This window comes from Enterococcus malodoratus (assembly GCF_027659535.1).
GTDB lineage: Bacteria > Bacillota > Bacilli > Lactobacillales > Enterococcaceae > Enterococcus_A > Enterococcus_A malodoratus.
This window is the reverse complement of record NZ_JAQDPG010000004.1, coordinates 305,218-318,619: the sequence shown is the minus strand read 5'-3', so window position 1 is coordinate 318,619 and position 13,402 is coordinate 305,218. Positions and strand designations below refer to the sequence as shown.

Genomic DNA, 13,402 nt, shown 5'->3' with positions numbered 1-13,402 from the left:
ATGGACTTTCTTTTTTTCTACTCAAAAATTCTATTTACACAAAATATTTTACGCTATCATTTCTTTTACAACTATATTCATTTTTTTATATAAAGTTGTTTTAAATCCTCTAGATCTCTCTTATGCTGCTTATTTCCTAAAATACGTTTACTAATTTTAAAGATGAAAAATTCTTCATTTTTTTCGTTTTCCTTAGCAATAAAGTTGTATGAAGCAAACGTATTTTCCATGAAACGAAATGCGGTTTGTTCAGCGTTCAGGACAAGCTCTCCCTCTTTAACCAACCGCCCAAACATATCTACTTGTAAAATAACAATACTTTTTGTAGTAATACTTAACCAAGCATAATTTTCTGCAGGTAACTGAGCATAAACAATTTTATCGCTTCCAAATAACAGATTTCTTTCTTTTAAATAGTTTTTCAATTCTTCATGTTGCAGAATAAATCCCATTGTATTTCTCCTTCTACCAAAAAAATTACTATTCTGACGTTGGCTTAACGCCAATCATTAAATCTGTATAAACGACTTCATTAACAACCTCTGGGCAATAAAAAATTGGCGATGTTACTTCAAGCTCAGTCTCCACTACATAGCCGAGTAAATCTCCCAAAGCTTCCGAAAACCCATTTGAGCTATCACCCTTCACTCTTGTAGCAAGCAGATTATTCACTTGAAAATAGGTTTGAAACCGATAATCCTCTGGCAAATTGTCTTGATTTTGTTCATTCACAGGGAGAAAAACTTGAATCAATAACTCCTCCTCGTCTCTAATATCCGAATTGGTTGAATAGAAAAAGTTTTCCGCTAACGAATAACCTGCATCAAAAATAGTTTTCATCGCATCTTCGAAGCATTGACCTGTTTCCTCTGAATTTGTTATATAATATCGACTGATAACATGTTCAAATTGAAGTGTTTGGTTATATCCTATCGTTCTTTTCATTTTCTTCACCTACTCTGTCACAGGAATCATTAAATCAACCCAGTATTCACCATAAACCGGAGTCATAACCATGATCAACTTATCTTCATACTTCACTTCATTCTCCTGAAGTGCTGACTTCATTGACTCTAAAGCTACATCAATTCCATCATCGAATGGAACACGTTGTCGGACCATCTGCTCAAACTTTAGTTCCTCTATCAGCTGTGAACTACCATTTTCTACAGGTTCATTTACAGGGATATAGAATTTGTACGTTTGCTCTTCTTGTTCGAATTCAGTCGGTTTCACTTCAATTAACGTTGGACCATTTTTGTAATATCCATCTTCGAATAACAATTCTTCAGATTGAGAAACTAAAGTTAAAAAATTATCTGGAACTGTTTTGACCTCTGTGTACACAAGATTGTTCATTTCTAATGAGACGACATCCATCATTTTGATTTTCCCCTTTTCATCATTTTAGTTGTATTGCCATATACAGACGCATCTTTCTTCGGTTCTTCTTTTCTCCAGTAGGGGAGGATTCTTGGAAAACTGAAGGTTAGACTTACTAATAATGCCACAATTATCAATGCAACACCGACTAAAAGAAACATTTCTCTATCCGAGATTGAAAAATAGAATATACAAAGTAGAGAAATTATTGAAATAGCATTCACATAATAATCCCCATACTTATCTCGAATTTTCATTGAATCTTTTTTTAAAGACGTACTTACTAACATGACATGAATGATTATTCCAATCATCCACCCAATAGAAATCAAGAAACTTCCATAAAGACTATATTTAATCGGATTATCAGATAAACATGTTATAAAAAACCACATGAACAATAAGAATAGCACTCCGCTAGAATAAGAAATTATAGCAGCATACTTTTTTAACTTCGCTATTCTAAATATAAAATATCCAAAAATATTTAGTATAATCATGAATACTAGTGGATATCTTAGTAATCCCAAAAAATTATTACTTATTTCACCTGCTCCACCTCCCCAGATACTTAGCCAAACAAAGCATTTCTGCCCACAAAGAAGTGACTTTCATCCAACTCAACGGTTGGTTCGTTATAACTGCTTTTCACATTGACGAAGCTTTGATCGATCAAGCGAGTTCCTGCCATTCCGGCTGGGATATTTGCTCGTAGCGCCTTATTGACATCATCGAAACTGTTCTCAATTTGTTTTTGATTGCCTTGCAGGATGAAGTGCATGCCCACTTTTGGTCCTTTTTTCAAATAGCGATTGAAGTTTTCACTAGTGATAAAGGATTTTTCACCAAAGACTTGAACATCTGGGATGTAAACAAACATCGGCTCATGAATCCCGCTGATCTCACGTTCATTGATTTCACTAATCAAATCATTGGTAAAGGTGCTGTACTCGCCTTCAGAAATCAACAGGTCAGAACTTCCTGAATAGGACTCAAAACGATCACCACTATTAAAAATGACCCGTTGAACTTGCCCTGCTAAACGCTTGAAGTTCTCCATAATTACTCGTTCGATGGCTTCGGTTTGCTGCGGCGTATCATCACCGATTACAAAATAGCCATGTTCTTGCGGATTGAACCCAACGGCGATTGTGGTTTCTTTATCAAGCGCGATTGGCAATTGTCCCTGCGCCAATAATTGCTGCGTCGTTTGATTGGCAAAAAATTCTTCCAGACTGATCACATTCGACAGCATCGGAATCTTCGTTGGACGTTCTCCTTGCCAAGCTTGATCCAATGAAGCTATTTCTGCTTCTAACTGATTCAAGCGATCAATGTCGTTTTCACCAGCAGTTGGTAAATAGATCTGAATCTCTTGCGGCATGTCCAATTTGATTTGAGCCCGACCAATAATTTCTTGCGGAATCAATGCATCGCGACCGACAACATCTCGAATCGCCCCTTCTTCAACTAAGAACAACCCGATATGGGAAGGAATATTACTCGCCATACTCATTCGGAAACTGTTGGTTCGTAAAACGGCCATTACAGCATAAAAACCTAGACTAGCGCCTTCACGTAAAAGTTGATTCAAGACTGATTCAATCTGTTCTTCCAACGGACTTTCTTTAATCGCATCGAAACCGTCGACGACTGTGATGATTACCGGTAAAGAAACGCCCGCTTTCTTCTCGTATTGTGAAAGACTCGCAACACCATAATCAGTGAACGCTTCTTTTCTCTGTTGAATCTCTATTCGAATCCGCTTCAAGAATTTCAACAATTTTTCATCTTCCTCTAAACGGACATGATCAACAACATGCGGTAAATCTTTTAATGGCAACAACCCATTGGTGCCAAAATCAAAAAGATTGAATTGAACCTGTTCAGGATTGTTTTGTCGTGCAAAATTTATTAATAAGGTTTGCAATAAAGTAGACTTTCCAAAGCCTGGCGACCCATAGATAGCGGTGTGGCTCAAAGCTTCTAAGTCAAAATCAAAATTGACTTGCTCCTGACGAGTAGGAATATCCATTAATCCTAGCGGAACGGCTAAGCGACGTTCATTTTTCCATTCAGCGAGATCAATAACTGGCGTATCAATGATTTCTTCCAATGGCGGCAGCCACGGTTTATCCGGCAATACCGCTCTTGATTCATCTGCGTACTCGGCGATTGCTTCAACTACTGCATCCAATTGAGTCTGTTCCTCTTCTGTTTTGACGACTGCAACTTCGTCTTCTGAAAGATCCAACGTGAGCAATTCGTACTGGCCAAGATTATTGATCCACCAAATACGCTCATCGACCTTTTCTTCATGATTTGCGTCAGGATCATAGGCGGCACCACTCCAAGCAGACTGGAACAACTCATAGATTTCATTATTTCCGACCTGCAGATAGGCTCGACCGGGTTGTGTGATACTCGCTGCATCAGGAGTTTTGATGATCTCATTTGAATCAGCCGGATCGGCCACCTTTAATGCTAATTTGAAACGTGAGTTGGACCAGATTTGATCGTCCACGACTCCACTTGGTTTTTGCGTTGCCAAAATTAGATGAACTCCTAATGACCGCCCGATTCGAGCAGTGGAAACTAACTCTGCCATGAAATCCGGCTCATTAGCCTTTAACTCGGCAAACTCATCGCTGATTAAGAATAAATGCGGCAAAGGATCGCTTGGATATTTTCTCTTTTCAATGGGATCAGTGATTTCTTTTCCTTGCTTATAAAGCTTGGTATAGCCGTTGATGTGATTCACACCGAATTCTCCAAACTTCCGTTGGCGCTTTTGCAGCTCTGCTCGAATACTTTGCAGAGCACGAGCAGAACTGGCACCGTCCAAGTTCGTGATCGAACCTAATAAATGAGGAAGCTTTGCAAATAAATTGGCCATTCCCCCACCTTTAAAGTCGATCGGTAAGAATCCAACATCTTCAGGAGCGAAGTTGACCGCTAGAGACAAAATATAGCTTTGAACGATCTCTGATTTCCCCGAACCAGTCGTTCCCGCAACCAAACCATGTGGTCCGTGAGCCCGCTCATGCAGATTCAGCGAGACTAGATCATCTTTCCCGCGTAAGCCTAATGGAACCGCCAAAGATTTTGAAGTATTCGCTTTTTGCCAGCGCTGTGCTATTTGTAACTCTTCCGTCTTTTTCACTTCATACATTCCCAGAAAATCAATCGCTTCAGGAATCGCATTTTTCTCGACCTCTACATGATTCAAATTCGCTAGTCGTTGAATTGATTCAGCTACAGTAAATGTTTTCGGTAAATGGACGGGGCGGAAAAATTGGTTCACGTACACATGATTTTCATTGACCAAAGTCGCCGCTTCGCTGCTTTGATATTCGATCATTGTGGTGGTGGTTTCCGGCAGCATATTCGCGCTTTCTTTTCCCCAAATGACCGTAACCCCATATTGGCTCATATCCTCGGCCAAATACTCATTTAAGCCGTGACCGGATAACCAGCTTTCATCTAAAATCGTTAGTACATAATGTGGAGAAAACTGAATCTTTTCATTTTTTTCAGATTCTTTTAACTGTTGACGACGCTTAGTAATCAACTGATAAAAGGAATTCAAGCCCATATCGCGACTTTGTGCATTATGAATCATTCCGCGCAGATTCAACTGCTGCAATTGAAAATGCGGCAGCCAGCGCCAATCATGCCATTTTTCCGTGTAATCTTCTTCTGACAATAAGGCGATAAATTGAACATCTCGATAAGAGTGAAAGACAGAAATCTGAAACAGAATACTTTGAACCGCTGTTCGCAGATTTTCTGGCGTGCCCGCTAAACCAATTGTTTGGTTCAATAAAGTCGTCGTGATTGGCGCCTCTTTTAACATCTGATGTGGGCGCACAACTTTGTCCTCCGCAAACTCTGCTAACGGGTCAGTTTCATTTTCACTTTTTCGAAACTCTACCTTAAAGCTGGCTGGAATGTCACCAGTCCCTAAACGAAACTGTAAAAAATCAGCGTTTACCGCTGTTCGTTCATAAATACGCGGGTGATATTCTTTCGTCATCTGCGCCAAAGTCTCCATCGCGGGATTGTGATACTCCAACGCTTTGCGCTGTTCAGCGGATAACTGCTCTAATTCCTTTTTCTGTTGGATCATGTAGCGCTGATAAGTTTCGCTTCGCAGCTCATTCTTTCGTTTGGTTTCTTTTTTGTTGGTAAAATAGCTGGATACAGAAAAACCAGCCGTCAATAAACTCGCTCCCCCCATGCTCAGCATCATGATGGGATTTCCCCTGCTTAAAACACTGGATGCTCCACTTAAAACAACCATTCCTAATGGCGGAACGATTGAACGTAAAATCTCACTCTTTCCCTCAGCCGCTTTTGCGCTAGGCGGCGTGACTGTCTGCTCTTTTTTGGGCGGTCTTAAGTGAATCCGCGGACTGCGGCGAAAATCCGGAAAGGTAAGCGGAAATTCATTTTTCAAAACTTCCGGCATAATCTTGCGAAAATCTAATCGTACATTTTCTTTTAAACAAGTGATCTTGAATTGTTTTTCTCTTCGCTCAATGATGACGTCACGGATAATAACTTGATCACCAACACAAAAATCCGTTGCTAATCGGCTAACCTGCTTCCTATTCCAATAAACTTTTTCGCCGTTGGCTTCTACAGATAAAAAATAGCTTTGTGGATCTTCTTTAATAGAAAGAACCCCGTACGACTCACTTGCTAAACAGATTTCCGAACCAGAGGCTTTGGAAATAGTCCATTGTTCTTTCGGTAGTGTGGTGGTAAAAACAGCTACATCACGATGCGGAAGAATCAGTAATTCTTTTTTTGATTCTAAGGAGTTGTCACAGAACACTTCCCCATTTACACAGCTGATAACAAACTCATGGAAAAGAACGGTCTGGCCTTCGGTTAACTCGACATGATCAAAAACTGTATCAAAAAGAAAAACATCATAAAGAATTGCATCTTTCTCGATAATTTGATCATCGATTGAAGGACAAGGTTGATTAGTCTGCTTGTTCATCATTGGCTTGTCCTCCTAGCAGCTTCACATAATTATTGATCTGTTCTTCGTACTCTTTCAGCAGCTCTTGCTTCTTTTCGCCGTCCATTCGAGTATTGGCTTTTGTCGCATCATACAATTTGGTGTAAGCATGCAAAACATATTGATTATCACCGATATTTTTAGCTAAACTCAACGCCTTATCAAAATCTCCGCGCCCTAAATAAATCCAGAAGAGCAAGGTATTTTCACTAGATTTCTGAGAGAGCGTATTGAGAACGGCTTCCTTTTGCTCATTCGTTAAGCTATCCAATTGGATATAACTCGACGCTAAGATGTACTGTGCTGAGGTAGGCAGTTCCTCCGCATTATCTTTTTTTAGCTCGGCTGTTGCACCAGAATAATCATTAAAGATAAATTTCGACTCTGCTTCAATCACACGTTCTTGCAATGGGACTACCCGACCTGCGTAAACAGATAAACCAATTCCTAAACCAATAGCGGTTACCAGCAGAATCAAACTCCCCCACTTGAAAATGCGATAATGCTGTTTCTTAACTAATTTCTTTTCTCGTCGATTTCTCTCCCGCAAGAAAGTACTCGCTTCTGAAAGATGACGATCAATTTCTTCTGGTGATGTAGCCAGATAAATTTTCTCCACCAAAGCATTCTTAACAGCCCCAAGGCCATCCACTAATCCAGCAAAATCTAACTGCGGCTGCAGAATAAAACAAATCAGCGCTTTGTATTGTTTAAAGAACTGTTCGTCAGTCGGTTGAAATGGTGCGACGATTTCTGCCAGACCTCGATGTCCTAAGCGAATCGTATGACCGACAACCAATAGATTTTGCGGATGAATAAATGGATTAATTAATTGCTTCTGCAACTCTAAAAGGAAATGCATCTTCTGAGCCAACTCTAACCGTTCCAATTCATTTGAGCGTGCCGCAAATTTTTCGACCGTTTCACCAAACTTCGGGATTGTATAATCAATAATCATTTCTTCTTCATTATGTTGACGAATACTACCTTCTAGACACTCAGTAGTCTGTGTAAGAATTGTTTGATACTGCTCAATCATTGCCCACTTAAATTGATTGGCAGTCAGTTGTGTGGTCAGCGTTTCTTGTTGCCAAGTCTGATTGATTGTTATAACGCCATCATTTAGTTCCGTCATTTTCTTTCTCCGTTCTTACATATAATTGATCACCATCACTAATTGGATAATTAGCTAGCAGTAATTGCTGGTTGATTTTGATTGGCTTATTGATTAACTCCAAAGAAAATTTTTCTGGTAATGAGAAATTCATGATCGACAAAGCTTCTTGCAGCAATGGCACCAAACGCTCAAGTGTTACACGATTGGGAATCCGCAGGTCAATCACGTTTTCTTCATAATGCAAACCAATATTGATTGCTGTCTGTTTTTCCAAAATTATCCCCCTAACTTTTCCGAACAAAAATTGTTGAAAATCTTCGTCCAAGTAATATCCCTAGAATTAACATCCCAACAATTAGGATACCTGCCATAAAGTAGATTAGAACTTGAGGTATCGAATGATTAGTCTTGTTCGTGGGATTTGAATGCACCACATTATCTTGATAATCCTGTAAAAATAAGATCTTTTCATAAGCTTTCTTATCTCTACCAGTTTCCGGTAATTGCCGTGTGACAAATACTTTTTCTTTGGCCTGTTGAGCGATCTGTTCGCGTTCCGCTAATTTTTGCTGATTGGTATCGGTTTTTCCCTTTAAAAACAAATCAGGGGCAATCAAATACTCGATCGAATCTTCTTTTTCTTGGTGTTTTTCATAGATGACTTGATTATTGATGGTCAGCTTGCCATTATCTGCATAAACTCTGCCACCAAAAAATCCGACCGCGAATAAACCAAAAAAAGCAATCAGAACCCTGCGCTTATTCATGATCAATCACCTGTCCTAATGGCTCGCCTAGCGTATCTTTTGAGACACTTACGAAGAAGTTCAATCCCAAACTGATCAATGTCAATACAATTAGGAAGAGATACGTTCCCCATCCAATCGACAATCCATTAAGCAGCGCGGTATAGCCATTTTCGATATTTTGCATCGGCGATATCCTGAAGATAAAATGAATCACACTCCCGGGAGTGGTCGTCATCCCTAATAATGGTGTCATCATAAGATAGAAGCCGAATAGTAACCCGACGATGAATAAGCCAACTCGTCCAAATTGTCGTGCCAATGCCGTAGTAAGCAATAAACTGATCAAGAATACCAAGAAAGTGTAACTGAACCAGCCTAAGGTTGAGTTCACTGTTACGATCCACGCTGTGATCCCACTCACAAAAATGGCAATAATCATACTGATGATTAACGTTCGCAAAGCGTTTGGAGTATTTTTCCAAAGTCGGCTTTGCGTAACAAAGAAATCATGGTCGCGCAATTTGCGTTCGAATAAGCTAGAAGAAAGTCCATAGCCAACAAAGAGAGCCACGATCGTACCGATAAATGTTAAGTAATAAGGAACCGCCGAAATCGTTCGGTTTTCACCAAATTCACCGATCGTATTCATAGGACTCGCCAAGAAATTAAAGACTTTTTGATTATCCGCTCCCCCTTGACGTGTGTTGGTGAGCACTTTATCAAAATTTTTACTGTAGATGTCGTTAGTGCTATCCTTTTTGTTCGCGTCTGCTACTACCTTGTCCAAATTATTTAAAACCTTATCCGCATTTCCTTGAACATCCTTCGTAGTTTTCGTAATATCTTCAATTTTCGATCCAACATCTTCCACTTCAGCAGCCGATTTATTGGTCGACTCCGCAGAATTTTTCGCTGTTTCTACTAGCGCCTTCATCGTATCTGAAACTGAGGCAGTCGCGTCTGCAATTGGTTTCGTATCGCCAGATTCTGGATGCGGATTCTCCTCGTTGATAATCGATTCTGTTTGGATTTTTTCCGCTTCTTTCCAACTGCCATATGTTGCTGCAATCTGTTCATTTGCGGAATTAAACCATTGATTGAGTTTATTCGCTTCATTGTTCAGCATTTCTGGCAGCATCATGAAGTGCAGCGTACTATACAATGTATTCGTTTCATTTTCTGCATTTTTTTCTGTTCCAATAGTTTGTCGCAATTCCTTAATTTGTTGGTCCACCTGCTTATAAAGTTTGTCGCCCCCTGCTCTATACTCCTTAACCAATGAATCCTGAATCAACTTCTTCTTCGCTTCATCAGTAATATTGTCGTACGAATTATAGATCGATTCGCTGGTGGCAAGCTCTTCTAGTGGTCTACCGATATTCGCTGGATCTTGAATCAGCGCTAAAAATCCGGGCAGGTCACCTTGTTGATTTGGATCAGCGAAAAGCGTCATGATCTGCTGTGCACTTCCTCCAAGTGTTTCAAACTGAGCAAAGATTGACGGCAAGTCTTCAACCAGCGGTTGGTTCTTATCTGCAAAGCTGGCATAATATCCTTTGTTTTGTTCTGCACCGTTCACTCGCCAAGAATATTCAAGCTCCACAAAAGCCTCTTTTAATTCGGTATCTGACAGGGTCCATTGAATAGTCGGACTAATGTTTACACCGATCTGTTTCGGCAAATCACTGATTGGTGTCGTTCCGCCTGGTTTCGAAGCCACACTAATGGATAAGCTGTTTGGCGGTCCCGCCGTTACGGTTGTTTCATAGTCGTATTGGCTTAGTTCGTTATCCAAAATACTTTTAACCGTCGCAGCTAAAGCTCCTAAATCCTTGATTTCTACGTTAGAAACTGAAACTAAATCAAGCGATTTTATTGTTCTAGGATTGATCGCAACTATACAGGCTTGTTCTACTTCAACTGGATTTGCATGTGGCACTTCACCCGCAGTAGTTAAATACTTGAAGTTAGTCCCTGTACTAAACGATACTCCGTAATCTTCAGCGTATTCTTCAATCACACTTAATTCTTGTTTATAACGGTTTGCTTCTGAATCACTCAATTTTCCATTGCTGACTAATAAATCAAGCCATGTTCGTAGTTCATTATTATTGATGGTATTAATTTTTCCATTCAATACTTGTAAATATTGGTCTTTCAAGTTGGATGAATTTTGACTTGAAGTTAGATCTGTTAGGTTTAAGATCGCTTGCTTCGTGTCTTCCAGCGTTGAATCATCCGGTGTTTTGTTTCCATCAGCATAGTAAGTCTCTGCGATTCTTGTTCGTAATTCTTTCAGAGATTCCACTTGCTGTTTCAATTGATCGATTTCATTTTTTATTTCATCCATGCGCGCGGTTTGATTTTCTTGGAAGTACGCTGCTTGTCCGTAAAAATCTGCCAGTACGCCTGTATTTTTTTTCGTTGTTGAATCGCTTTGGTAAAAATTATTCATCTGCTGGATTAACGAGTGATTCAATCCATCAAATTGTGCTTGATAATTGGTCAAATCATTGTCCCATTGCGCGGCTAATTGTTTCTTCTGGAGCTCCACCTGATCATTGAATTGTTGGATAGATTCTTCGATTTTTTTATTCACATCTTCTGTAAATTGATCAACCGTTTCTTTATTCTTCTCCAAAGATTCACTGGAACTGTTCAATCCTTCATTATTCGTATCCAGCAATTGCTGAACTGAATCTACAAAACTCTTTTGTTCAGCGATAAAGCGTTTGTTGTCCGCATCCAAAATACTCGATACATCTAATACTGAAGAAAAATTACCTGGTAACTCCTTGAACGGGCTCTGGATATTATTTGCTAACGATGTGTGGGTCTCTTTATCTCCTTGAACGATCGTGTTTACATTCCGTTGTGCTTCTGAAAGATTCCCTACGATGCTAGAGAAATACATCTGCACGATTCGTTGATTAAATTCCTTTAAAATACTATCTACTTTTATTTGAACCGCCTGGTTAGTGAGTTCATTTTGACCTTCACTCACTTGGTAATCCACCACTGCCTGATCCGGTGCAATACTCTGCAAATCTAGCAGGCGTTCCGAGAAATTCTGCGGAATATAAATGACCGCATCAAACTGTCCGTCAATAATTCCAGCCTCTGCGACACTCCTTGTGGTGGTCTGCCAATTGTGGTCCAAATCATTATTAATTAAAGTGACAAAGTCTCTGCCCAATATGTATTGTCGATTCTCGAACTTCGCCCCTTTATCCTCATTTACTAATGCATAAGTTACCTGCGAAGTTTGATCCTCTGCGGCTTTTCTGAGGTTGTCATCTTTTAGCGCGAAAAAAAGCAGCACCGTAACCAGCAAAATGCCGCCTGCCGTTAATCCTAGCAATGAAAACTTACTTTGTTTTTTCTTTTGCATATTCTTCTCCCCAAAAAACGTCAGCACACAGATTGTGCTGACGTCCTTCGCTATTGTTTAGTTTAACCCGAATGAACCAGCATCTTGACGGTCACGTTCAGCAACAGTGTCCGCATATTTGTTCAACTGCCCATGGATACTTTCTAGCAGCTCTTCCATTTGTTTCACGTTGCCTTCTAATTGGTTGTATTGCTCCAAGTATGCGCGAAACGCTTCTCCCTGCCATTGTTGAGAGATTGTTTGGTTCATAGAATTGACCTTGCGAATCGCATCTTCGATTTGTGCCGATGCCTGTTGATAAACCTTCGCCTGTGATTTCAGCTGTTCGGGTGTGACTGTAATTGCTCCTGCCATTTTATTAATTCCTCCTAAATATAAGTTGTCTATAAGATACCCTATTTTAGTTGTCGTGGATCAAAGTTCGTCAGATACGGAAAAAAGTTGCGGATACGATGAATAAATCTCTTAAAAGTCTCGTTAATAGAACAAAATTAATGAAATTTTCCACAAATTTTATTTTTAACATTTGATTGCCGATCCGTTTTCAACACTTTTTAAGTTGATATTTATGATTTTTCTCTTCTTTGTCTTCTAAACTTCTAGGCAAAATCGACTATCTTTTCTTCCACAAAAAAAAACGATACTCTCTTTTAAGAAAGTATCGCTGTTGTTATTCCTGTTAATTCAAAATCAACTTCAAATAGCTGTTCTATATATTTCAATAAATCGTAATTCATACTTTGATACTGCTTAGATGATAAATACTCACAAACTTTCAATGACTGATGAACTTTTTCCTTACCCTGTTCATTGCCTCTGAGTACCTCCCAAATACCTTGAAGCAGCAGCCGCAGGTTCATCTCAAAATACATGTCTTCTTCCAAATGAAATTCATCCAGTCTCTCAAGGTACTTCCAAGCATAACTTCGCTGATCATTTTGAATAAAATAGACAATCGCGTTTGCAAGCATCCGAAAACTCTCACTTCGACCCTTTAGACTATCCTTGTAGATAGATAGGCTCATCATGGCTCTTTCAAGAATCAATTCTACAAACTCAGGCGTAAAGACAAACATACAATTATTAAAAAGAATCAGCTCATAGTGTGTCCACGTATGTGTATTGATCAGATATTGATAAACATTTGACTCTTCTACATCTATCGCGTCTCCTCTTAAACGTGCAGTTAACAAATCACACAAGTTCATCAGATTTTCTTCCCGTTTTGACGGATTACTTTGCTTTACCCTGCAGAATTCTGCGATCCGCTGCAACTCCTCTGTATCTTTACTGAGAAAGGCGGTCTGTATCTCTTTCATCATATGACTCACTGCATTCACATTATCCGGATAATTAAAAATTTTCAGTTCGTCATAATCAAGATTGATACGATCCAAAAAATAAGTCAACTTGCTAACTGTAGTATCGGCCTCATTTTTTACGAATCGATCATAAACAGATCGGCTTACCTCCTCCCCGCAAATCTCAGAAATAGTAATCCCCTTTTGCTTTCTCACTCGTTCAACAATTTCCCAAACTTCCATGTTTACTTCCTTTTCTTTTTGAATAAGTTTTTCCCGTAAACGACTAAAATTTTCCGTATAAGCTGAATAATGAAAAATACCTGCCTTTTAGTATTATCATCTAAGTAAATAACTTATAAAAGGAGGAATCGATCATGTGGTGGTTGATATTAATCGATTTTTAGTAAATTCCCACTATTCCATTAT

Annotated in this window: 10 protein-coding genes; all 10 read right to left on the bottom strand. The window is 39.3% G+C overall.

Annotated features, from left to right (window positions below; translation table 11 throughout):
* Nucleotides 1-77: 77 nt before the first annotated feature.
* Nucleotides 78-452, bottom strand: coding sequence for a hypothetical protein (locus PGP85_RS09120; RefSeq protein ID WP_010742496.1), 375 nt, complete (start codon nt 450-452; stop codon nt 78-80).
* A gap of 28 nt (nt 453-480) precedes the next feature.
* On the bottom strand, nt 481-945 hold the full coding sequence (locus tag PGP85_RS09115) for a DUF5085 family protein (protein WP_010742497.1): 465 nt from the start codon (nt 943-945) through the stop codon (nt 481-483).
* 9 nt (nt 946-954) lie between these two features.
* Complete coding sequence (locus PGP85_RS09110; protein WP_010742498.1) at nt 955-1,383, bottom strand: hypothetical protein; 429 nt, start codon at nt 1,381-1,383, stop codon at nt 955-957.
* Between the two features lie 571 nt (nt 1,384-1,954).
* Nucleotides 1,955-6,394, bottom strand: coding sequence for a type VII secretion protein EssC (essC, locus tag PGP85_RS09105; protein WP_270327202.1), 4,440 nt, complete (start codon nt 6,392-6,394; stop codon nt 1,955-1,957).
* Nucleotides 6,378-7,550, bottom strand: a complete 1,173-nt coding sequence (essB, locus tag PGP85_RS09100) for a type VII secretion protein EssB (RefSeq protein ID WP_090405911.1) — start codon at nt 7,548-7,550, stop codon at nt 6,378-6,380. The genes essC and essB overlap by 17 nt, the downstream gene beginning before the upstream one ends.
* Complete coding sequence (locus PGP85_RS09095; protein WP_270327195.1) at nt 7,534-7,806, bottom strand: EsaB/YukD family protein; 273 nt, start codon at nt 7,804-7,806, stop codon at nt 7,534-7,536. The genes essB and PGP85_RS09095 overlap by 17 nt, the downstream gene beginning before the upstream one ends.
* Before the next feature lie 10 nt (nt 7,807-7,816).
* Nucleotides 7,817-8,299, bottom strand: a complete 483-nt coding sequence (gene essA, locus PGP85_RS09090) for a type VII secretion protein EssA (protein ID WP_010742510.1) — start codon at nt 8,297-8,299, stop codon at nt 7,817-7,819.
* Nucleotides 8,292-11,672, bottom strand: a complete 3,381-nt coding sequence (gene esaA, locus PGP85_RS09085; RefSeq protein ID WP_270327192.1) for a type VII secretion protein EsaA — start codon at nt 11,670-11,672, stop codon at nt 8,292-8,294. The genes essA and esaA overlap by 8 nt, the downstream gene beginning before the upstream one ends.
* 57 nt (nt 11,673-11,729) lie before the next feature.
* A complete protein-coding gene (locus tag PGP85_RS09080) occupies nt 11,730-12,026 on the bottom strand; it encodes a WXG100 family type VII secretion target (protein WP_010742512.1) in 297 nt (98 codons plus the stop codon).
* Between the two features lie 296 nt (nt 12,027-12,322).
* Complete coding sequence (locus PGP85_RS09075; RefSeq protein WP_010742513.1) at nt 12,323-13,216, bottom strand: Rgg family transcriptional regulator; 894 nt, start codon at nt 13,214-13,216, stop codon at nt 12,323-12,325.
* Between the last annotated feature and the right edge of the window lie 186 nt (nt 13,217-13,402).

Bases quoted from the DNA above. Each gene is read 5' to 3' on its own strand.
- PGP85_RS09120 (WP_010742496.1), bottom strand. From the start codon at position 452: ATGGGATTTATTCTGCAACATGAAGAATTGAAAAACTATTTAAAAGAA.
- PGP85_RS09115 (WP_010742497.1), bottom strand. From the start codon at position 945: ATGAAAAGAACGATAGGATATAACCAAACACTTCAATTTGAACATGTT.
- PGP85_RS09110 (WP_010742498.1), bottom strand. From the start codon at position 1,383: ATGATGGATGTCGTCTCATTAGAAATGAACAATCTTGTGTACACAGAG.
- essC (WP_270327202.1), bottom strand. From the start codon at position 6,394: ATGAACAAGCAGACTAATCAACCTTGTCCTTCAATCGATGATCAAATT.
- essB (WP_090405911.1), bottom strand. From the start codon at position 7,550: ATGACGGAACTAAATGATGGCGTTATAACAATCAATCAGACTTGGCAA.
- essA (WP_010742510.1), bottom strand. From the start codon at position 8,299: ATGAATAAGCGCAGGGTTCTGATTGCTTTTTTTGGTTTATTCGCGGTC.
- esaA (WP_270327192.1), bottom strand. From the start codon at position 11,672: ATGCAAAAGAAAAAACAAAGTAAGTTTTCATTGCTAGGATTAACGGCA.
- PGP85_RS09080 (WP_010742512.1), bottom strand. From the start codon at position 12,026: ATGGCAGGAGCAATTACAGTCACACCCGAACAGCTGAAATCACAGGCG.
- PGP85_RS09075 (WP_010742513.1), bottom strand. From the start codon at position 13,216: ATGGAAGTTTGGGAAATTGTTGAACGAGTGAGAAAGCAAAAGGGGATT.